Genomic DNA, 20,042 nt, shown 5'->3' on the forward strand with positions numbered 1-20,042 from the left:
CCATTCCCTTCTGATTAATTTACGTTTATTTTCATATGCTTACCCTAAGTTCTCAAGGGACGCTTTTCCTCTATTTTACGTCCTTGAGCATAAGCGGATCGAATTTGCCGGGATCTCAGAACGTTTCGATCGTTCGCCTGCCGGGAGCGAGGAACGGCTTGTCCGGGGAGCTGGCAGTCATGCTGTTCCTCCATTCCGTTTATTTGGCTTCGATAGGTACGGAATGACCAAGCGTGTGCATGAGCCGGTTCGCCCAGCCGAAAATAGCGGCGGAGTGGATGAGATCGACGATCTCGGCCTTCGACATGCCGTGATCGCGAAGGGCCTGTACCTGCTCCCTGGTGGCATGCGACGGCGTCTCGGACAGCGCCTTGCAGAAATCGACGATCGCCTGGGTCTTGGCGTCGAACGGACCTTCGAGGCCGCGCACATAGATCTCCTCGACGACATCCTCGCGGCCCGACAGTTCGACGTAACGGCGAGCATGGACCGAGGCGCAGTAGACGCAGCGATTGACGGCGGAAGCGACGAGCGCGCCGAGTTCCCGCTCGGCCCGGTCGAGGCCGCCCTTGGCATACATGATGGCGTTGAACAGCTTCGTGCGGGCCACGTAGGATTCCGGATCATGCGCGAGCGTGCGCACATAGGGGGAAACCTTGGTATTGGACGGGGTCACCTGCATCGCGGCCAGCTGCTCCTCGCTCGCCGTGGCAACGTCGACCGGCGCGATATAGGGCGACCAGGAGAGCGCCTTGACCTTGAAACGCGACGTGCTCATTCGACGTCCTCCAGAAGGCTCAGGCCGATAAGGACGCGGGCTTCGTAGTTGACGAAAGCAATCAGCTCGGACAGCGCGATGATCTGCGGATTGCTGAGCCCCGCCCCTTCGAGCCGCTCGATATCCCCCCTGCTGCTGTTGCGCGGCGTTTGGGTGACCAGATCGGCATGACGGATAATGGCACTGGTAAAGGCATCAGTGGCCGCCGCGATTTCCGCGCCGGAGGCAATGGAGGCCAGGTCCGGCTCGCTGCCGGCATCGTCCCGCATCAGATCGTAGACCGCAGCCAGGTCCTCGCGGCCGATGAAGCGGGCCATGCGGGAGGCGAGCGCGGCACGCAGAGCATGGCTGAGGCCAAAGCCTTGATTTGGGGTCAGCACCGTTTCGCGGCACAGCTCGGTGCCCTCCACGAATTCCGGTCGCTCGCGGCGGATCGCGTAAAGCTCGGAGCCCGGCTTCAAGCCGGATAGGATGTCGATCTGGTCCAAGTCACTCATTCCCATCATAGGTTCCACCTGCGGATCCGAGCCATGGACGGATCGAGATCAGGCATGAATTGGGGGCGGTCGCCTGCGACAGATGCGAGGCGGGTGTAATCGCTGTCAGCGTATTCGGGTTGCCGCCGTGGTCGACGCCATCCGCATCGGGGCGGAACCAGCCGCCGGTCGCAAGCACGGCGACGCCGGGCATCAGGCCGCAGTCGATCGTCAGCGCCGCGATCGTCCGGCCGCGGTCGTTGTAAAGCTCGCAAAGATCGTCCTGTTTCAGGGTAAGACGCCTGGCGTCGATCTCGCTCAGCGTGAACCGCTCATAACCGTCAAGCTTGGCCGCCTGGCTCGCCGGACCATATTCGAGCTGGCCGTGCAGGCGGTGGGCGGGCTGTGGAGACAGGAGATGGAACGGATGTTTCGCCGAAAGCGGTGCGCCAAGCCACTCCTCCGGCGCCAGCCAGACGGGATGGCCGGCGATGTCGGAATAACCGAAGCCGCGGACGGCACTCGACCCGATTTCGATCCTCCCGCTCGCAGTTTTCAGCGGGGCCGCATCCGGGTCTCTGACGAAATCTTGAAAATGGTTCGCCGGCGCCGGCGCAAGCTCGCCTTCGTCAAGCGCGGCATAACCCCGAAGGCGAAACGCCTGGAAATCCGGCAGTTCCGGATAACGCTCGCGATAACCTTCGTAGATCCGGGCAAGCCAGTCGTCGGTCGTCAGCCCTTCGTCGAACTGCTGGCGGCAACCGAGTTCCTCGGCGATCAGGCAATAGGCTTCGTGATCGGTGAAGACACCGGCCGGCGGATCCATCACACGGCGGCTGTAGACCAGCCAGTTCTCGCGCGACGCCGCCGCGACATCGTCGCGCTCGAAGGGAAACGCCGACGGAAGGACGATGTCCGCCATCTTGGCGGTGGCCGTCCACATGTTCTCGGTGACGATCACGGTCTCGGGGCGTCGGAAAGCCTCGGCCAGCCGGTTGAGATCCTGATGATGGTGGAAGGGATTGCCGCCTGCCCACCAGACGAGCCGGATATCGGGCAGTTGAAGAACCTGCCCGTCGTAGTCGATCCGCCCGCCCGGATTTTCGAGCAGGTCGGTGATCCGCGCCACCGGAATGAAGCTGCGGACCGGGTTGGGGCCTTGTTCGAATGCCGGCCCTTTCAGACGCCGCACCGGCTGGCCGACGGAATTGACGGCTGTCAGCCCGAAGGCGAAACCGCAGCCGCGCTTGCCGACATGACCCGCCATCGACGCAAGCGCGATCGCAGCCCAGAACGGCTGTTCGCCGCGCCGCGCCCGTTGCAGCGACCAGGCGACGTTAACCAGGCTCGGCACGTCATGCAGGTCTTCGGCGATCTCGACGATGGTTTGCGCCGGCACACCGGAAATCGCCGAAGCCCATTCGGCATCCTTGGCGATGCCGTCCGTCTCGCCGACCAGATAGCTCTCGAAATCGCAATAGCCGGTCGTGCAGCATTTCAGGAAGTCGCAGTCGATCAGGCCTTGGGCGAGCAGCGTATGGCACATGCCGAGCATCACCGCGGCATCCGTATTCGGGCGAAGCGGAACATGCCGGACGTTCGCACCGGAGGGCGCATCGCTCGAAGCGGGGCTGAAAACGATGATGCGCACACCTTTGTCCTGGCAGCGCCGCAGCCATTCGACGGCGCGGTGGCTGCCGGTCCCTCCCGACTCCACCTGCGCATTGCTCAGCCGGAAGCCGCCGAACCCGACCACGAGCTGACAGCCTTCGGCAATGTCGTTCCAGGACGGCGAGGTATCGCAGGCATCCTTGTACTCCGGACCGAGGATATGCGGCAGAAGGACGGCCGCAGCGCCATAGGAATAGCTGTTGACGGAAGAGGTGAAGCCGCCGGCGAGATTGAGCAGGCGCTTGAGCTGGCTTTGCGCATGATGGAAACGGCCGGCACTGGCCCAGCCGTAGGAGCCGCCGAAGATCGCCTGGTTGCCGTGGCTCTCCCGCACGCGCCGCAACTCGCCGGCGATCAGGCCTGCAGCCTTGTCCCAGCTTATCGCGACGAAATCCTCGCGGCCGCGCGAAACGCCGGTTCCGGCAAGAGGCCCCTTCTCCAGCCAGGACTTGCGGACCATCGGGGCGCGGATCCGCTCCGGATGGTCGGCCAGATCCAGATAGCCGAGACCCGTTTCCGAAGGGTCAGGATCATGACGGAACGGCAGGAGCTTGCGCTTCCCGTTCGCATCCGTGCCGACTTCGTAAGTGCCGAAATGGGTTGCGAACAGATGCGTCATTTTCTCAAGCCTCCAGCACGAAATGACGATCGCCGACGGGCCGCAGAACGGCTTCCTCGCGCGGCAGGTTGGCGCCGACGTCGAAGACGAGCGGACGGCGGTTGCGCTCAATATCCGGATCGGGAACCGGGATCGCCGAAAGCAGCGCTTTCGTATAGGCATGCTGCGGATTTTCGAAAATCGCGTCGCAGGGACCGATTTCGACGATGCGCCCGCGCAGCATGACCGCCACCCGGTGGCAGAGATAACGGATCATCGACAGGTCGTGGGCGATGAACAGGTAGGTCAATCCCAATTCGTCCTGCAGATCCTGGAACAGGTTGACGATCTGCGCCTGGATCGACACGTCAAGTGCAGTGATCGGCTCGTCGGCGACGATGAAGGCGGGATTGAGGGCGATGGCCCGCGCGATATTGACGCGCTGGCGCTGGCCGCCGGAAAATTCGTGCGGATAACGCTTCATGAAGGACGGATCGAGGCCGACTTTGGTAAACAGCGAGGCGACGCGATCCTCACGCTCGCGGCGGGAACCGCCCAGTTTATGAACCTCCAGCGGCTCACCGACAAATTCGCCCACCGTCATGCGCGGATTGAGCGAGGCATAGGGATCCTGGAAGATGACCTGCATGTCGCGACGGTAAGGCTTCAACATCGGCTTGCTCAGGCCGGTGATATTCTCGCCCTTGTAGAGGATGTCGCCGCTGGTCGGCGCCTCGAGCTGCAGCAGTACACGGCCGGTCGTGCTCTTGCCCGAGCCGGATTCTCCGACAAGGCCGAGGGTTTCGCCGGGGGCGATGTCGAAGCTGACATTGTTGACGGCCTTCAGGGCCGGCGTCGAACCGCCGAACAAACGCTTTTCGCCGCCATAGGTCTTGCAGAGGTTCTGGACCGAAACCAGCGGCTTCATAGTGCTCTCGCTCATGGCTGCACCTGCGTTGCGGCAAGCTCGGCACGAAGATCGTACCAGGCGGCCGCCTTGTGGCCGGCAACGCTGCCCTCGACTTCGGCTAGCGGCGGCGTCTCAATGCGGCAACGCTCGGTCGCGAACGGATTGCGCGGCGCGAAAGGATCGCCGATCGGCTCCTTGGTCAGGTCCGGCGGATTGCCGGGGATCTGGTAAAGCCGGGTCACGCCTCGACGGCCGCCATGCGGCAGCGACTTCAGAAGGCCCCAGGTATAGGCGTTGCGGGGATCGTGGAACACGGCGCGGACCGGGCCGCGCTCCATGATCCGGCCGCCATACATGACCTGAACCGTATCGGCGAGGCCGGCGACGACCCCCATGTCATGGGTGATCCAGATGACGGTGGTGCCGATCTTCTTCTTGAGATCACGGACCAGATCGAGGATCTGCGCCTGGACGGTGACGTCGAGCGCGGTGGTCGCCTCGTCGGCAATCAGAAGCTTGGGATTGCACGAAATGCCGATCGCGATCATCACGCGCTGGCGCATGCCGCCGGAAAACTCGTGCGGATATTGTCTGGCGCGGCGGGCGGCATCGGGGATGCCGACAAGTTCGAGAAGTTCGACGACGCGCGTCCGTGCCTGGCTTGCCGACATGCCGAAATGCCGCCGCAGCGGCTCGGCAATCTGCCGCTCGATGGTCAGGACCGGATTGAGCGAGGTCATCGGATCCTGGAAGACAAAGCCGATCTCCTTGCCGCGCACTTCGAACAGTTCGCGTTGCGACAGCGCCAGCAGGTCGCGGCCGTTGAACAGGACTTTGCCTCGGACGATGCGGCCGGGCGGTGTCGCGATCAGCCCGACCATCGACAGGGCATGGACACTCTTGCCCGACCCGGATTCGCCGACGATGCCGAGCGTCTCGCCCTCTTCCAGGCTGTAGGACACGTCGTTGACGGCATGCACGGTGCCATCAGGCGTGTCGAACGCGACGGTAAGATTGCGGACCTCGAGCAAGGGTGCCATCGGACGCTCAGACCTCCAGATAGCCGCCGGCCGAGCGGGTCAGATACTCGCGGCCGGTCTCGGTGACGAGAACGGTATCGGAGATCTGCGTCGCGCAGACGCCCGGAACGCGGATATTGGGCTCGAAGGTGAAGATCATGCCCGGTTCGAGCACCAGCGAAGACGACGCGTCGAGCGAGGAATGCTCGTGCGCGCCAAGCCCGATCCCGTGGCCGATGCGGCCCGGAATATTGGCACCATAACCACGCGCCTTCAGTCCCTCGCGGGTCTTTTCGAACAGATCCTTGTAGGGCGTGCCGGGCCTGATCAGGGCATCGACCTCTTCGCGGATTTCGAGAATGGCATCGAGCGCCCGCTTGTTGACTTCCGGCAGCGGGCCCATCGCGATGGTGCGCTCGTTTTCGGCGTGGATGCCGTTGGCGATCGTCCAGATCAGCACCGAGACGGCCTCGCCGCGCTGAGGCTTGCGCTGGGTGGGGTTGTCGCAATTGTAGAACATGCGCGGCCCCGAAAGCACCCAGGTCGCCATGCCGTTCTGGACCCCGCCTTCCAGCGAGCCGAAGTCGCAGACCTCGACATCGGGATATTCGGCGGTCCACAGCCTGTTCATCGCATGCATGGAGGCGATGGCGACTTCCCGCTCGTTGCCGCCGGCGGCAAGGGCTGCGACCGCCGTATCCATGCCAAGATCGGCCGCCCGCGCGGCGATGCGGGCATTGGCGATCTCGTCCGGGTCCTTGATCAGGCGGCAATGGTCGATCAGATGGCTGACATCGGCGAATGCCGCGTCCGGCAGCGCCTTGCGCAACTGGCCGGCCCGCTGGATCGAGATGAATTCCTCCTCGAGGCCGACGGTCTTGCCGGCCACGCCAAGATCGCCGAGGATCGAGGCCAGAGCATCCTGCCAGTTCGGACCCATGGTGACCTTGGTCGACCAGGAACCGTAAAGGCGGATGTCCGGCACCCAGGCGCTGGCGCGGCCGTGATCGTCGCGTAGCGCATGCACGAGCATGATCGGGTCATGATCCGGGGTCAGGATGGCGATCACCGGGTGGGAATAGATGATCGGGTTGAAGCCGGTGAAATAGAAGCTGTTTTCCGGTTTGAAGGAGATGATGACATCGACGCCCTGCCTGGCCATGCCGGCCTTCAGGCGTCCGACGCGGGGCGGTAACGTGGAACGGGAAGGCTCAATCATCGCATGGTCCTCAATTTCGGATCGAAGTGATCGCGCAGCCAGTCGCCCAGAAGGTTGACGCTGAGCACAGTCAGGAGAATGGCAATGCCGGGGAAGGTGACGATCCACCAGGCGGTCGAGATGTAGACGCGGCCGTCGGCCAGCATGCGGCCCCAGCTCGGATTGGGCGGCTGCACGCCGAGCCCGAGGAACGAGAGCGCCGCATCCATGATGATGATGCGGGCAAGTTCCAGCGTCGCGATCACCAGCGCCGGGGTCATGACGTTCGGCAGCAGGTGCTTGAGCATGATGCGCCAGGTCCCCGCACCGATCGCATGGGCCGACAGGATGAACTCGCGTTCGCGAAGGGCAAGCACCTGGCCACGGATGATGCGGGCGTAGCGGAGCCAGCTCGTCAGGGCGAGCACGATGACGAGGTTGCGGGTCGAGGGTCCGAGTGCCGCAACCACCAGAAGGGCCAGAAGCATCAGCGGCAAGGCAAGCTGGATATCGACGATGCGCATCAGGACGCGATCGACCATGCCGCGGTAATAACCGGCGACAATGCCGAGCAGCGTGCCGACGATGCCCCCCAGAACGACGGCCGCGGCCGCAATCGCCAGGGTGATCCGGCTGCCATGGACGATGCGGGACAGGATATCCCGGCCGAGCTCGTCGGTGCCGAGCGGATGGGCGCCGGGCGAAAACAATCCCGTCCAGGTGGGCGCCACCATGCGGGCAAGCAGGTTGGACCGCGTCGGCACCGGCAGGCTGAGATAGGGCGCGAGAATTGCGGCCAGCACGAAGACCGACACCAGCAGGAAACCGAACAGTCCGGCGCGGCTTTTCAGAAGAGCGAGGAAGAAAGCTTTCATGATCGCACCTATCGCCGACGGATGCGCGGATCGAGCACGCCGTAAAGCAGATCGACCGCGAGGTTGACGACGATGAAGATGGCGGCGACCAGTGCGACCCCGGCCTGGATGACCGGGAAATCCTGGGCCTGGATCGCCTGCATGATGATGCGCCCGACACCCGGCCAGGCGAACACGGTTTCGATGACCACCGAACCGCCAAGAAGCTCGCCGGCGATGATGCCGATCATCGTAATCACCGGGATCAGCGCGTTTCGCGCGATATGCCAGAAGAACACGGTGCGCGGCAGCAGGCCCTTGGCGCGCGCGGTCCGCACGTAGTCCTCGCGCATAATGTCGAGCAGCGACGAACGGAGGAGGCGGGCGATCGACGCGGACACGAAGACCGACAGCGTCAGTCCCGGCAGCACCAGATGCGCGATCGTTCCGGAGCCCCCGGTCGGGAACCAGCCGAGATCGACCGAAAATACCAGGATGAGCATGATGCCCAGCCAGAAAACCGGTGTCGCCTGCCCCAGGAGAGCCGCCACCATGACGATGAATTCCGAGATGGTGCCGCGTTTCAGCGCCGCGATGGCCCCGGCCACCGCTCCGATCAGCGTTCCGAACAAAAGCGCGGTGCCGGCGAGCGTGGCGGTCACCGGCATACGCTCAAGAACGACGTCCATGGCAGGGCGCTGGTGCTGGAAGGAAATGCCGAAATCACCTCGGACCATGGCCAGAACCGAGATCACGTATTGTTCGAGGATCGGGCGATCGAGGCCAAGCGAAGCCCGAAGCGCGTCGAGGTCCTGCTGGCCTGCGCCGACCGGCAGCAGAAGCACGGCCGGGTCGCCGAGAACGCGGCTCACGAAAAAAACGATCGTGACCACGCCCCATAGGGCGAGCAGCGATTCTGCCAGCTTGCCGACAAGATAGCGGGTCACGGCCAGCACCTCGCGCGATGGAGGAAGACGCTCGTCATTCGGCCGCTCCCTTGAGGATGGCCGGGATCATCGCGGCGGAATCTGTCCACTCGTCGCCGAGCAACTCGGGGGTTTCAAAGGCGACGAGGTTGGCGAAATGGGTTTCGCGGTCGGCGACGAAGAGATTGCGGGCAATGCCGCGTGCAAGCCGACGCCCGCCGTCGCTGACCGCCGGTATATCGCCCGACAACTTGCCGTGGCTGAGCGAGGCAGGATAGTTGAAGCAATGGACGAGACGCAGTGACGGGCAGCTGCCGGGGACCTTTTCGAGAAACTCGAAATCGGGGCCGAGATAGGGAGACGTGGAGAGCTCACCATTTTCGGCGCCCTTCTCTGGCGAAAAGACGTCGCTCCAGAACTGGATATGAGGCGCGAAATACTTGAGTTCGGGGCGGCGATCGAGATCGACCCGGAAGCCGGTGGCGAAGATCGCGAAATCATAGTCGAATTCGCCGCGGTTGGTTTCGACGACGATATGGTCGCCGCTTTCCAGCAGGCCGGTCACCGCCGTGCCGAGGAAAAACCGGCTGTTTTGATGTTGCGACACCCGCAGGGTGGAATCGCGCGGCGGTGGCGTCTGGGCGTCGAGCACATAGTCGAGAAATTTCCATTTCCACGCATCGCTGAGGCCGGCAAAACCCTGGACGACGCCCTGGCTTGCGATGCCGGTGAACTTGTTGATGCGCGGCAACTCCTTGCGCCGGATGATCATATCGACCTGGCCGGCACCGGCTTCGAGCGCGGTGGCGGCATTGTCCATGGCGGAGGCCCCTGCCCCGACGACCGCGACGCGCTTGCCCTTCAGGACCGAGAAATCGATCTCGTCGGCGGAATGGGCCCAGAATTTCGGCCGCACCCGCTCGACGAATTCCGGCACATAACCGCCGCCGAGGCCGTCGCGGCCGGTCGCCAGAACCACGTGCCGGGCATAAAGCCGTTCCTGCCTGCCGCTTTGCGCATCCGAAACGTCGAGAGCAATCAGGTCCTGCGTGACCGGGATCATCTCGGTGACGGTGACGAGGTTGCGGACCGGCAGTTGAAGCACGCGGCGGTACCAGATCAGGTAGTCCATCCACTGCGATTTGGGGATCTTGCCGAGCGCGTCCCACGCCTGCGCGCCGAACTGCGAAACATACCATGCCCTGAATGTCAGCGCCGGCAGGCCCAGCGCCGGCCCCGGCAGCTGTTTGGGAGAGCGCAGCGTTTCCATGCGCGCAAACGTCACCCAAGGCCCCTCCTGCCCTGCGGGGGAGCGGTCGAGGCAGACAACGTTATGGATACCGAGCATTTTCAGCGAGGCGGTCGCGACCAGGCCGCACATGCCGGCGCCGATTACGACGGTATCGAAAACTTCGACACCATCATATTCGGTCGCCGGCACCCACTCCTTGGGAGGGAGTTCGAGAAACGACAGGTCCTCGGCAAGCCGCTGTTCAAGCGCTTCCAGGCCTTTCATCCGCTGTGCGTCCTGCGCCTTCAAAATCACTGCTCCTGTGCGTTCGCGCCGGCGCCGAAAGTCGCATCCGCCACGCGTTCGATATGGCCGGGATCATGCGCCACGAAGCCCGGTATGCGGGCAGCCGACATCCTGATGATCAACTGGATGAGCTCCAGAACACCTTCCGAAAGAGGCTTGGAAGCGGCCGAGAAAATGCCCCACAGAAACGGGATGTCGACATCGAGCGGGCGGATCTCGATATTCCTGAGCTGCAGGCCATAGGCAGTCGCGGGCTCCACGATGGCCACGCCGAAACCGGTTGAGGCGAGCTGCAGCGCATTGAGCGCTGCATTGGTATCGACGACGCGCGAAGGCCGGATATCGGCTGCCTCAAGCGCCTGATTGACGCGGCGTCGCAGCCGGAAGGGATTGGCCATGGTAATGAGGCAACGATCGGCCAGGTCGCGCACCGCGATGACGTCCTTGCCCACCAGAGGATCATCCGCCGCCACCGCGGCAACGCAAGGCGCCTGAAACAGACCGTGCACGTCCAGGCCCGGATGTTCGACCGGCAGCGACGCGACGCAGAAATCCGCGGTCCGGGCAAGCACCGACTGGACGGCCGCCTCGGCGGAAATGCTGCGCAGGTGCACGTTGCGCGGAGTAAGGTGAAAGGGCATTTCCGCAAGCGCCAGCGGCACCAGACCGCTGGCAAATGCGGGGATCGCGGCAATCTCGATCGGCGCCGGCTCTTCCGAAAGAATATTCCTAGCGCGTTCCTTGAGCTGGCCGATGCCGGTCAGGAAACGTTCGGCATCCGAATGAAAGGCGATCGCCCGAGATGTCGGCGTGATCCGGGGACCATTGCGGTCAAAAAGCGCAAAGCCGACGGAGGATTCGAGTTCCTGAATGAGCCGCGTCACCTGCGACTGCGAGCGGTCGAGCAAGCGGGCCGCGGCGGTAATGCTGCCTGCCGACATGACTGCGAGGAACACTTCGAGCTGCTTGATTTCCATTGCCGACCCATAATGTGTAAAATGCAGCATTGATCTGTATCAATTCAAATATTGCATGGTTGTCTTTTTAAGCAAACAAAATTTTTGCCTAATTCGTAATCTTTTGGAAAGTTTGATCCGCTGGAGGTGGCACGCCGCGAATAATCTCCCGGGCCTTGCACCATCCGGCCGCAAGGCTAATGTCCGATGTGAACGACAGTGGAAGTCCATGGCAGCCAAGACGACACTCAACGCGAAAAATCTGGAAGCGCTCGGCGCGCCGCGTCTCGCCGAACTGCTCATCGAGATCAGCACCGGCAGCGCCGCAAACAAGCGACGGCTTCGCATGGAGCTTGCCGGCAATCACAGCAGCGCCGAGATCGCGCGCGAAGTGCGCAAGCGGCTGGCGAGCATTGCCCGTTCGCGAACCGTCATAAACTGGCGCAAGGTGAAGGCGGTTACGGCGGACCTCGAAACGCAGAGGAAGACGATCGTCGATGTCGTTGCCCCCGACGATCCCAAGGAGGCCCTGGAGCTTGTCTGGCAATTCCTGGCGCTGGCCGATCCCATCTTTCAAAGGTCCGACGACGGCAGCGGCTCCATCATCGAAAGCTTCCACCATGCATGCGTGGATGCAGGCGGGATCGCCACGTCGCCAGGTGTCGAGAGGCACGCGCTTGCCGACAAGATCTTCGCAGCGGTGCAGAACAACGATTATGGCCAGTATGATCCGCTGATTGCGGCTATGGCGCCGGCGCTCGGCAAGGACGGTCTTGAACAACTCAAGGCCCTGTTCGTGCAATGGTCGAAGGAGCCCGAGGACAAGGTCGCCCAAGGCGACCGTCGGGTCATCGGCTGGGGTAGCCAGGGACCGATCTACGAAGACCAGGTCTATGGAAGCCATCGGGAACTGACGGTGCGCATCGCCCTGCAGGAGATCGCCGATGCCCAGGGCGACGTGGATGCGTATATCGCCCAGCAGCCAGAAAAGAGCCGCAAGATGCCCCTGGTGGCGACGGACATTGCGCGCCGGTTCCTGTCCTCAGGGCGCTCCGCCGAGGCACTCGAAACGCTGGACGCGGTCGATACCCAAGGCCGCCCCGGCGTGCCGATCGAGTGGCAACTCGCCCGCGTCGAAGTGCTTGAGGCCCTGGGGCGCGCGGACGAAGCCCAGGCGGATCGATGGAAATGGTTCGAGCAGTCGCTGAACGACGTGCACCTGCACGCCTTTATCCGCCTGCTACCGGACTTCGATGACATGGAGGCCGAGGACAAGGCATTCGCTTATGCCCAGGCGTTTCCAGAGGTCCATCGAGCGCTTGCTTTTTTCCTCCGCTGGCCAGCGATGGCCGAGGCGGCCAAACTCGTGCTGAAACGAACGAGAGAACTCGATGGAAATCTCTACGAACTGATGACGCCGGCGGCGGAAGCGCTGGCCGAGAAACACCCGCTCGCGGCAACGATCATTCTGTGCTCGATGATCGATTTCACGCTCGAGAACACACGATCCAGCCGCTATAAGCACGCGGTGCGGCATCTTGTCAGATGTGCATCGCTTGCCCCTCACGTCGAAGACTTCGCAAGCGTCGGTTCCCATGATGCCTATGTGGCGGGACTGACGTCCCGGCACGGTAAAAAGCATGGTTTCTGGAGCCTGGTGCCTTAACTCACGCCGCAGGCGCCCGGCCGGTCAGGAAGTTTCCTGCTCACCGGCCGGGAATGCGATGTACCATACCGGCAGGCCTGGCTTTACGGATAGGCGGTCGAGCCGTCCGGCTTGCGGGTGACCTTCCGCTCCCAGTGAATGTAATCGTCGGTGGCCAGCGCCTTTTCGTCGATCTCGAGACCCCAGCCCGGGCGATCCGGACGCAGGTTCATATATCCGTCCACCGGCATATAGGGGTCGAGCGCCCAGGGCGCATGCACATGCGGTTTGAACTCCAGGATCTTGAAGTTCGGCTGGGCGGCGCAAAAATGGATGTTCACGGCGGTCGCCAGCGGGCCCATCGGATTATGCGGCGCAATCGTCACGTAATGCGCCTCGGCGATGGCCGCGATGCGGCGCATTTCGGTGACCCCGCCGACGACGCAGATATCCGGCTGGATGATATCGGCGCCGCGGGCGGTCATCAGCGACAGGAACTCGAAGCGGTTGTAGAGAGATTCGCCGGTTGCCAGCGGCACCGTTACTTTCGACTTCAGCTCCGCCCATGCGGGAATATGTTCCGGCCGTATCGGTTCTTCGTAAAAAAGCGGATCATAAGGTGCGATCGCGGCCGCCAATTGGACGGCCTGGTAGGGTTCGTAGATCTTCGCGTGGGAATCGAAGGCGAATTCGAAATGCGAAGGGGTGATCTCGCGGATCTTGCCGAAATAGTCGCCCGTTTCCTTCACCAGTTCGCCCCAGCGGCTGTTGTGAAGATCGCGGCGATAGGGGCTCAGCTTGAACGCGGTATAGCCGTAGTCTGCATTGAGCTTGAGCGTCTGATCGAGCGCGTATTGCGGATCGGGTGCGGTATAGACGCCGCAATAGACGCGGACGCGGTCACGCACATTGCCGCCGAGCAGCATGTAGACCGGCAGGCCCGCAGCCTTGCCAGCGATATCCCACAATGCGTGATCGATTGCAGAAATCGCGGCAAGGCCGAGCGCTCCGGGAGGGAACCGGCACTGTTGGTTGAGCTTCAGAACGAGGAATTCCACGCGGCGCGGGTCTTCGCCCTCGATCTGATGGAAAAGGTAATCGAGAAGCGGAGGAAGCGCCAAGTCGGGGCCGTGGTTGTAGCATTCGCCCCAGCCGGAAATGCCTTCGCTGGTCTCGATCTTGAGCAGCAGGCGAGGACGCTCGTCGACGCGCTGCATGTATGTTTTTATTCCGGTAATATACACTCTGATTTCCTCCTCAGGCGGCAAACATTTCGGTTTTGACGCGATCGACGATGCCGTGCAGAATCCGCCGCTCATCGTCGTTGAGGGCGACGACGCCCGGAACGCGCACCGGGCCGACATCGGTGCCGAGCATGCCGAGCGCTTCCTTCACAACCGTCACGTTGGCGCCGTTATTGTATTTCGTGCGCAGCATTTCGAAACCGGCAATGCCGTCGATCAGTTGGCGCGCCGCCGCATAGTTGGCGGCCTCCAGCGCACGATGGATCGCGTGCGAGCGTTCGGGGAATACGTTGACCAGACCCGAGGTGAAGCCCTTGGCGCCCATGGCGTAGAATGCCGGCGCCCAGCCTTCGGCGAGACCACAGACCCAGATCGCCGGAGCGTCATGGGTGGCTCGAATGACTTCGGCGAGCAGCATCAGGTTCGACGAGGCGAACTTGATGCCGGCAATGTTCGGATGCAGGGCGAGTTTTCTGAAATCCTCGACCGAGAAGCCGTCGCTGCGCACATAGGCGATGACCGGTACGGTGCAGAAATCCGCCAGTTCCAGGAAATAGCCGGCCTGGTAGGACGGCCCGGCGAACGGGTCCATCGGATGGTGGCCCATGATCGCATCCGCACCTTCGGCAATCGCGTCCTTCGCAAGCGCCTTTGCTTCGGAAAGCGAGCGACCGACGGCAGCGCTCACCAGCGATTTGCCGTCGGCGGCCTTGATCGTGGCGGCATGCACGACGCGGACTTCGTCCATGGTGAGCGTGAAGAACTCGCCCGTATTGCCGGCCGCCATCAGGTTGTGCACCTTGGCGACCGCCAGGCGCTTGATCAGCGCGCCGAGCTTTTCGACGTCGACAGTCCCGTCTTGCCGGTAAGGCGTCACCGGGACACCCGAAATGCCGGTCAGCGCCTTTCTTACAGTCTGCAGCCTGTCATTCACGTCAGATATCCTTTTTGTTGCCGAAAACGATGTTCAGATAGGTTTCACCGGAGCGGACGACGTGGTTGCGCATCTGCCGCTCGGCGAGATCCGCATCGCCCGTGACGATGGCCTTGGCGATGGCGGTGTGCTCCTCGAGCGCTTTCTGACGTTCGGCGGGATCCATGTGGATGACGCGGCGAATGCTGGCGTCGTAGAATTGCTGCCGTTCAATCAATTTCGCCAGGTAACCGCAGCGGGAGCTGCGGTGAATGTGTTCGTGGAATTGCTCGTTGAGGGAAATCAGGCTGTCCGCATCTGCGGACGACGTCGCCTTGGCCATCAGATCGGCGATTGCCGTCAACTCGACGCCGGCCGGCTTGCCGATGCGCTTTGCGGCCAGGTGCGCGATCATCGATTCGAGCGCCGCGCGGGCGAGAATCATCTCCTCCGCCCAGCCCATATCGAACCGAATGATCACCCCGCGCCGGGGCAGAGCCTCGACCAGACCTTCCGTCTCAAGCTGGCGCAGGGCCTCCTTGATCGGCGTCGTGCTGACCCCGAATTGCTCGGCGAGGCTGCGCTCGTTGACCTTCTCCCCTGTCGCGAACCGTCCTGCGAGGATGGCTGCCCGCAGGGTGCGGTGGACGTGATCGCGCACCGTCATCTGAAATTTCGGATCGATCTTCGCAAACGCTTCGGACCGTGGGCTTCCAGTTGGCTCAGGAATCATTTTTCGCGAAATCCGTTGACGAGGGAGTGAGAGTGTGGGATCTGATATACCAGACTTCAGATCTATGTCGATACGAAAATCTGTCGTCGATGCGATTTGAGGAGCCCGGAGGAGGATTTTTTATGCTTAGACGTCACGTCATTCTGCTTTCCAGCATTGCTGCCCTGTCATTGGCCGCGCCAGATCTCGCTCTGGCGGCAACGCCGAAGGATCAGCTGGTCATCGCCATGGACACCTCGTCCCTGCGCGGGCTTGACCCCAACGAGATCAATCAGCTGGAAGCCGCCGAGATTGTCGCCAATCTCTACGAGCGGCTGGTCGTCCTGCCGGCCGACAACATTTCCAAGCCGCAGCCGGGCCTCGCCGAGAGCTGGACCATCTCGCCGGATGGCAAGACCTTCACGTTCAAGGTCCGCTCGGGCGTCAAATTCCACTCCGGCAACCCGTTGACCGCAAAGGATGTCGAATGGTCGCTGCGCCGGCTCGTGAAGCTCGGGCTCGCGCCCTCGACGGACCTGCGCCAGTGGGGCTTTACGGCTGACAACGTCGAGAAGCTCATTCGTGCGACGGACGGTTCGACCGTCGTTGTCGAAACCCCGGAGGTCTGGAATTCAAACCTCATCCTCTATTCGCTCGCGAGTTTCTCCACCTCGATCCTCGACAGCAAGTTCCTCGCCGACAAGGACAAGGGCGGCGATATGGGGAGGGAATTCCTGCAGACCGCCGACGCGGGCTCCGGGCCCTATACGCTGCGGACGTGGCGCGTCAACGAACTGATCATCGCCGATGCGTTCAAGGACTACTGGCAGGGCGAACCCAAGATGCGCCGCGTTTTGCTGCGCCACATCCCTGAATCGTCCGCCCAGCGCCTGCAGATCGATGCCGGCGACGCCGATGTGGCGACGCGGCTTTCGTCCACGGACCTCGGCGCGCTCGAAACGGGCGGCAAGGTGACGATCCAGAAGACCCCCGGCTTCGGCTTCTACTATCTGGCCCTGAACCAGAAGGATGAAATTCTGTCGAAACCGAAGGTTCGCGAGGCGTTCCGCTACCTGATCGATTATGACGGCCTCGCGGGCACCGTCATGAAATATTACGGCATCAAGCAGCAGACGATCGTGCCGGCCGGCCTGCCGGGCGCGATCGACAAGAACCCGTACAAGCTCGATATCGAAAAGGCCAAGCAGCTTCTCACTGAGGCCGGTTATCCGAACGGCTTCTCCAAGGTCTATTACGCAACGCCGGTGACACCCGAATACGAAGTCGCCCAGTCGCTTCAGGCCAATGCCGCCAAGGCCGGCATCAAGCTCGACCTGCAGGGCGGCGATCATATCGGCAAGTTCCGCAACCGTCAGTTCGAGATCTTTTCGGCCCGCTCGGGCGACCGTTTGCCCGACCCGCATGCGGTTCTGCAATCCTATGCGACGAACGCCAACAATACCGACGAGGCCAAGCTCGTCGGCCTGAATGCCTGGCGGACGGCCTGGGATGTTCCCAAGGACATCCAGCAGATGGTCACCGCCGCCGCGCACGAGACCGACCAGTCGAAGCGCGTCGGGCTCTATACCAAGATCAACGAGGCCTATCTTGCTTCGTCGCCGGCCCTGGTCACCTCGTTCCTGCGCACCGACGCCAAGGCGGTTCGCAACGAAGTGAAGGGCTATATCGGCCATTCGACCTGGCTGACCCGCTGGGACACGGTCAACAAGGGCAATTGATCGCCTCTTCTAGGAACTGCGCAATTGAGCATCTCACAGACCATCGAAACGCGACGCGCGGGCAGCAGGAAGCTGCTGTCCGCCGGGCGTAAACTTGCCACGTCCCTCGCGGTGATCGCGACGACGTTGCTTGGCCTTCTGATCATCACCTTCGTCGTGGGCCGGATGATCCCGGCGGACCCGGTTATCGCCGTGGTCGGCGATCAGGCGGATCAGTCGACCTATGATCGCGTCTACAAGGAGATGGGTTTGGACAGGCCCATCTATGTGCAGTTCGGGTCCTATCTTGCCGATATCGCGCGCCTGGACTTCGGCCAGTCGCACGTCACCAAGAACCAGGTGGCGAGCGATCTCGCGCGGGTATTCCCCGCGACACTGGAGCTCGCCACGCTCGCGACGATCATCGGCGCAGGGTTTGGCGTTCCCCTCGGCATCCTGTCGGCCGTGCGGAAAGGGACCTGGGTCGATCATCTCGCCCGTATCGTCGGGCTGCTCGGACATTCCACGCCGATCTTCTGGATCGGCACGACTGTAATCCTGATCTTCTACGCCAATCTCGGCGCCATTCCCGCCGGTGGCCGCATCGACATCTACAACGAGGGGCTTGTCGAAGGACCGACGAACTCGCTGATCATCGACTCGCTTCTTGCCGGAGAATGGGACGTCTTCTGGAGCGCGCTCCACCACGTCATCGCGCCCGCGCTCATCCTCGGTTATGCGGCCATGGCCTATCTCAGTCGCATGAGCCGCAGCTTCATGCTCGAGCAGCTCAGGCAGGAATATATCCTGACAGCCCGCGCGAAAGGCCTCGGCACGCGGCCGATCATCTGGCGCCACGCCTTCCGCAACATAAGGGTTCAGCTGCTCACGGTCGTGGCACTCGCCTATTGCGGCCTCCTTGACGGCACCGTGCTCATCGAAACGGTATTCTCCTGGCCGGGCCTCGGCCAGTATCTCACCTCCGCCTTGTTCTTCGCAGACATGAACGCGGTTCTCGGCAGCGTCCTGCTGATCGGCATCATCTCGATCGCGATCAACCTCCTGTCGGATATTGTCTACCGCTTCATCGATCCCCGAACCCGATGACCCAGGATCCCGGTACCGCCATGACTAAATCCGGTTACTTCACCGACCTTCACAACTGGCTCATCAACGAGGACTTCACCTCCACGAGACAGGCGAGGCTGCATAAGGCCTATGTGGCCTGGCTCAGCCTGCTCGCAAACCCGCTGGCGTTTGCAGGCTTCGCCGTGGTCGTAACCCTCGTCATCATTGCCGCCCTGGCGCCCGTGCTGACGGTTTACGACCCCTACGGCCAGGACTTGACGATGGCACTCAAGGCGCCCTCGGCGAGCCACTGGTTCGGGACCGACGAGTTCGGCCGCGACGTTTACACCCGCATCGTCTACGGAGCGCGCACAACGCTCTACATCAGCATCCTGGTGACCGTCATCGTCGCTCCGATCGGCTTCGTGATCGGTGCCAGCGCCGGTTATCTCGGCGGCTGGGTCGATGTCGTGCTGATGCGCATCACCGATATCTTCCTCTCCTTCCCCAGCCTCGTCCTGGCGCTGGCGTTCTCGGCAGCGCTCGGGCCCGGCATCGAAAATGCGGTGATCGCCATCGCGCTGACCATATGGCCGCCGATCGCCCGGCTGGCGCGGGCGGAAACGCTGACCTTCCGCAATGCCGACTTCGTCGTTGCCGCAGAACTGCAGGGAGCGCGCATGGGCCGCATTCTGCTTCGCCATATCGTGCCGCTGTGTGCGCCGTCCATCATCGTCCGCCTGACCCTCAACATGTCGAGCATCATCCTCACCGCCGCCGGCCTCGGCTTCCTCGGTCTCGGCGCCCAGCCGCCGATGGCCGAATGGGGTGCGATGGCGGCCGCCGGACGCAAGTATCTTCTCGATGCGTGGTGGCTGACGACGATCCCGGGCCTTGCAATCCTGGTCGTCAGCCTGGCGTTCAATCTCTTCGGCGACGGCCTGCGCGACATACTGGATCCCCGCAATGCTTAAACCACCCGAAAACATCCTGACCGTTCAGAACATGTCGGTGGAATTCCCGACGCTGTCGGGCGTCGTCACCGCCGTGCGCAACGTCTCCTTCAGTGTCGGCCGCGAGAAAGTCGGCATCATCGGCGAGTCCGGCTCGGGCAAGAGCACGGTCGGGCGAGCGATCATGCGGCTGCAGCCGCCACAGGCGGTCGTCAAGGCCGACAGGCTGCAGTTCGAAGACATCAACCTGCTGACCGTGCCCGAAGAGCAGATGCTTTCGGTGCGCGGACGGAGGATCTCGATGATCCTGCAGGACCCGAAATATTCGCTCAATCCGGTCATGACCGTCGGAGAGCAGATTGCGGAGACAGTCATCCTGCATGAGCGTGTCTCGCGAAAAGAAGCGCGGCAGCGGACGCTCGCCATGCTGGAGCGCGTCAACATCCGCGATCCGCAGCGCGTTTTCGGCCTTTATCCGCATGAGGTTTCCGGCGGAATGGGGCAGCGCATCATGATTTCCATGATGCTGATCGCCTCGCCGTCACTGATCATCGCCGATGAGCCCACCTCAGCGCTGGACGTGACCGTGCGCCAGCAGGTTCTCTCGATCCTCGACGATCTGGTGACGGAACGGAACCTGGGGCTGATCTTCATCTCCCACGATCTCAATCTGGTGCGCAGCTTCTGCGACCGCGTCATCATCATGTATGCGGGTCGTGTCGTGGAAACGATCGCGACCGCCGATCTGGACGACGCGCAGCATCCCTATACCCGCGGCCTGTTGAACGCGCTGCCGAGCCTCGACCATCCGCGCGATCGGCTCGAAGTCCTGCGCCGCGATCCGGCCTGGTTGGAGAACTGAACCA

18 protein-coding genes are annotated in these 20,042 nt (G+C 62.6%); 5 read left to right on the forward strand and 13 right to left on the reverse strand.

Features of this window, described 5'->3' with window-relative positions; all coding sequences use genetic code 11:
- Positions 1 to 199: 199 nt before the first annotated feature.
- The 10 genes from ABCW43_RS20025 to ABCW43_RS20070 are packed head-to-tail and all read right to left on the reverse strand — an operon-like array spanning position 200 to position 10,944.
- Positions 200 to 778 (reverse strand): peroxidase-related enzyme, encoded by a 579-nt coding sequence (locus ABCW43_RS20025; protein ID WP_345927663.1) that lies wholly within the window; start codon positions 776 to 778, stop codon positions 200 to 202.
- Positions 775 to 1,275 (reverse strand): CMD domain-containing protein, encoded by a 501-nt coding sequence (locus ABCW43_RS20030; RefSeq protein ID WP_345927665.1) that lies wholly within the window; start codon positions 1,273 to 1,275, stop codon positions 775 to 777. The genes ABCW43_RS20025 and ABCW43_RS20030 overlap by 4 nt, the downstream gene beginning before the upstream one ends.
- Positions 1,268 to 3,544, reverse strand: coding sequence for a molybdopterin-dependent oxidoreductase (locus tag ABCW43_RS20035; protein ID WP_345927667.1), 2,277 nt, complete (start codon positions 3,542 to 3,544; stop codon positions 1,268 to 1,270). The genes ABCW43_RS20030 and ABCW43_RS20035 overlap by 8 nt, the downstream gene beginning before the upstream one ends.
- Before the next feature lie 4 nt (positions 3,545 to 3,548).
- The gene (locus ABCW43_RS20040; RefSeq protein WP_345927669.1) at positions 3,549 to 4,466 is read right to left on the reverse strand and encodes an ABC transporter ATP-binding protein; all 918 of its coding nucleotides are present in this window, start codon (positions 4,464 to 4,466) and stop codon (positions 3,549 to 3,551) included.
- Positions 4,463 to 5,473: an ABC transporter ATP-binding protein gene (locus ABCW43_RS20045; protein WP_345927671.1), complete on the reverse strand. Its 1,011-nt coding sequence runs from the start codon at positions 5,471 to 5,473 to the stop codon at positions 4,463 to 4,465. The genes ABCW43_RS20040 and ABCW43_RS20045 overlap by 4 nt, the downstream gene beginning before the upstream one ends.
- Positions 5,474 to 5,480: 7 nt before the next feature.
- Positions 5,481 to 6,671, reverse strand: coding sequence for a M24 family metallopeptidase (locus tag ABCW43_RS20050; protein WP_345927673.1), 1,191 nt, complete (start codon positions 6,669 to 6,671; stop codon positions 5,481 to 5,483).
- Positions 6,668 to 7,525: an ABC transporter permease gene (locus ABCW43_RS20055; RefSeq protein ID WP_345927675.1), complete on the reverse strand. Its 858-nt coding sequence runs from the start codon at positions 7,523 to 7,525 to the stop codon at positions 6,668 to 6,670. Before ABCW43_RS20055 ends, ABCW43_RS20050 begins: the two co-directional genes overlap by 4 nt.
- A gap of 8 nt (positions 7,526 to 7,533) precedes the next feature.
- Positions 7,534 to 8,451 carry an ABC transporter permease gene (locus ABCW43_RS20060; RefSeq protein ID WP_345927677.1) on the reverse strand — a complete coding sequence of 306 codons (918 nt, stop codon included), beginning with the start codon at positions 8,449 to 8,451 and terminating at the stop codon, positions 7,534 to 7,536.
- 34 nt (positions 8,452 to 8,485) lie between these two features.
- On the reverse strand, positions 8,486 to 9,946 hold the full coding sequence (locus ABCW43_RS20065) for an NAD(P)-binding domain-containing protein (RefSeq protein ID WP_345927679.1): 1,461 nt from the start codon (positions 9,944 to 9,946) through the stop codon (positions 8,486 to 8,488).
- 26 nt (positions 9,947 to 9,972) lie between these two features.
- A complete protein-coding gene (locus ABCW43_RS20070; protein WP_345927681.1) occupies positions 9,973 to 10,944 on the reverse strand; it encodes a LysR family transcriptional regulator in 972 nt (323 codons plus the stop codon).
- 208 nt (positions 10,945 to 11,152) lie between these two features.
- Here ABCW43_RS20070 and ABCW43_RS20075 point away from each other — a divergent pair, with 208 nt between their 5' ends.
- The gene (locus ABCW43_RS20075; protein WP_345927683.1) at positions 11,153 to 12,589 is read left to right on the forward strand and encodes a DUF6880 family protein; all 1,437 of its coding nucleotides are present in this window, start codon (positions 11,153 to 11,155) and stop codon (positions 12,587 to 12,589) included.
- A gap of 83 nt (positions 12,590 to 12,672) precedes the next feature.
- Here the strand turns inward: ABCW43_RS20075 and ABCW43_RS20080 are convergent, their stop codons facing one another.
- Genes ABCW43_RS20080 through ABCW43_RS20090 form a run of 3 tightly spaced genes read right to left on the reverse strand, consistent with a single transcriptional unit; the run spans position 12,673 to position 15,458 of the window.
- Positions 12,673 to 13,812: a mandelate racemase/muconate lactonizing enzyme family protein gene (locus ABCW43_RS20080; protein WP_345927685.1), complete on the reverse strand. Its 1,140-nt coding sequence runs from the start codon at positions 13,810 to 13,812 to the stop codon at positions 12,673 to 12,675.
- A 13-nt stretch (positions 13,813 to 13,825) separates the two neighbouring features.
- Positions 13,826 to 14,746 carry a dihydrodipicolinate synthase family protein gene (locus ABCW43_RS20085; RefSeq protein ID WP_345927687.1) on the reverse strand — a complete coding sequence of 307 codons (921 nt, stop codon included), beginning with the start codon at positions 14,744 to 14,746 and terminating at the stop codon, positions 13,826 to 13,828.
- A 1-nt stretch (position 14,747) separates the two neighbouring features.
- Positions 14,748 to 15,458: a GntR family transcriptional regulator gene (locus ABCW43_RS20090; protein ID WP_046633267.1), complete on the reverse strand. Its 711-nt coding sequence runs from the start codon at positions 15,456 to 15,458 to the stop codon at positions 14,748 to 14,750.
- A gap of 122 nt (positions 15,459 to 15,580) precedes the next feature.
- On the opposite strand from ABCW43_RS20090, the gene ABCW43_RS20095 reads away from it, so the two are divergent.
- From ABCW43_RS20095 to ABCW43_RS20110, 4 genes are read left to right on the forward strand one after another with little or no spacing between them, the layout of a single operon-like run.
- On the forward strand, positions 15,581 to 17,176 hold the full coding sequence (locus ABCW43_RS20095) for an ABC transporter substrate-binding protein (RefSeq protein WP_345927689.1): 1,596 nt from the start codon (positions 15,581 to 15,583) through the stop codon (positions 17,174 to 17,176).
- 24 nt (positions 17,177 to 17,200) lie between these two features.
- A complete protein-coding gene (locus tag ABCW43_RS20100) occupies positions 17,201 to 18,262 on the forward strand; it encodes an ABC transporter permease (protein WP_445738982.1) in 1,062 nt (353 codons plus the stop codon).
- A complete protein-coding gene (locus ABCW43_RS20105; RefSeq protein WP_345927691.1) occupies positions 18,259 to 19,197 on the forward strand; it encodes an ABC transporter permease in 939 nt (312 codons plus the stop codon). Before ABCW43_RS20100 ends, ABCW43_RS20105 begins: the two co-directional genes overlap by 4 nt.
- Complete coding sequence (locus tag ABCW43_RS20110) at positions 19,190 to 20,038, forward strand: ABC transporter ATP-binding protein (RefSeq protein ID WP_345927693.1); 849 nt, start codon at positions 19,190 to 19,192, stop codon at positions 20,036 to 20,038. Before ABCW43_RS20105 ends, ABCW43_RS20110 begins: the two co-directional genes overlap by 8 nt.
- Positions 20,039 to 20,042 lie beyond the last annotated feature (4 nt).

This window comes from Neorhizobium tunisiense (assembly GCF_039631515.1).
Taxonomy (GTDB): domain Bacteria; phylum Pseudomonadota; class Alphaproteobacteria; order Rhizobiales; family Rhizobiaceae; genus Neorhizobium.

What these genes read in the sequence shown, in the direction of transcription:
- ABCW43_RS20025 (WP_345927663.1), bottom strand. Translation starts at nt 778, where the DNA reads ATGAGCACGTCGCGTTTCAAGGTCAAGGCGCTCTCCTGGTCGCCCTAT.
- ABCW43_RS20030 (WP_345927665.1), bottom strand. Translation starts at nt 1,275, where the DNA reads ATGAGTGACTTGGACCAGATCGACATCCTATCCGGCTTGAAGCCGGGC.
- ABCW43_RS20035 (WP_345927667.1), bottom strand. Translation starts at nt 3,544, where the DNA reads ATGACGCATCTGTTCGCAACCCATTTCGGCACTTACGAAGTCGGCACG.
- ABCW43_RS20040 (WP_345927669.1), bottom strand. Translation starts at nt 4,466, where the DNA reads ATGAGCGAGAGCACTATGAAGCCGCTGGTTTCGGTCCAGAACCTCTGC.
- ABCW43_RS20045 (WP_345927671.1), bottom strand. Translation starts at nt 5,473, where the DNA reads ATGGCACCCTTGCTCGAGGTCCGCAATCTTACCGTCGCGTTCGACACG.
- ABCW43_RS20050 (WP_345927673.1), bottom strand. Translation starts at nt 6,671, where the DNA reads ATGATTGAGCCTTCCCGTTCCACGTTACCGCCCCGCGTCGGACGCCTG.
- ABCW43_RS20055 (WP_345927675.1), bottom strand. Translation starts at nt 7,525, where the DNA reads ATGAAAGCTTTCTTCCTCGCTCTTCTGAAAAGCCGCGCCGGACTGTTC.
- ABCW43_RS20065 (WP_345927679.1), bottom strand. Translation starts at nt 9,946, where the DNA reads ATGAAAGGCCTGGAAGCGCTTGAACAGCGGCTTGCCGAGGACCTGTCG.
- ABCW43_RS20070 (WP_345927681.1), bottom strand. Translation starts at nt 10,944, where the DNA reads ATGGAAATCAAGCAGCTCGAAGTGTTCCTCGCAGTCATGTCGGCAGGC.
- ABCW43_RS20075 (WP_345927683.1), top strand. Translation starts at nt 11,153, where the DNA reads ATGGCAGCCAAGACGACACTCAACGCGAAAAATCTGGAAGCGCTCGGC.
- ABCW43_RS20090 (WP_046633267.1), bottom strand. Translation starts at nt 15,458, where the DNA reads ATGATTCCTGAGCCAACTGGAAGCCCACGGTCCGAAGCGTTTGCGAAG.
- ABCW43_RS20095 (WP_345927689.1), top strand. Translation starts at nt 15,581, where the DNA reads ATGCTTAGACGTCACGTCATTCTGCTTTCCAGCATTGCTGCCCTGTCA.
- ABCW43_RS20105 (WP_345927691.1), top strand. Translation starts at nt 18,259, where the DNA reads ATGACCCAGGATCCCGGTACCGCCATGACTAAATCCGGTTACTTCACC.
- ABCW43_RS20110 (WP_345927693.1), top strand. Translation starts at nt 19,190, where the DNA reads ATGCTTAAACCACCCGAAAACATCCTGACCGTTCAGAACATGTCGGTG.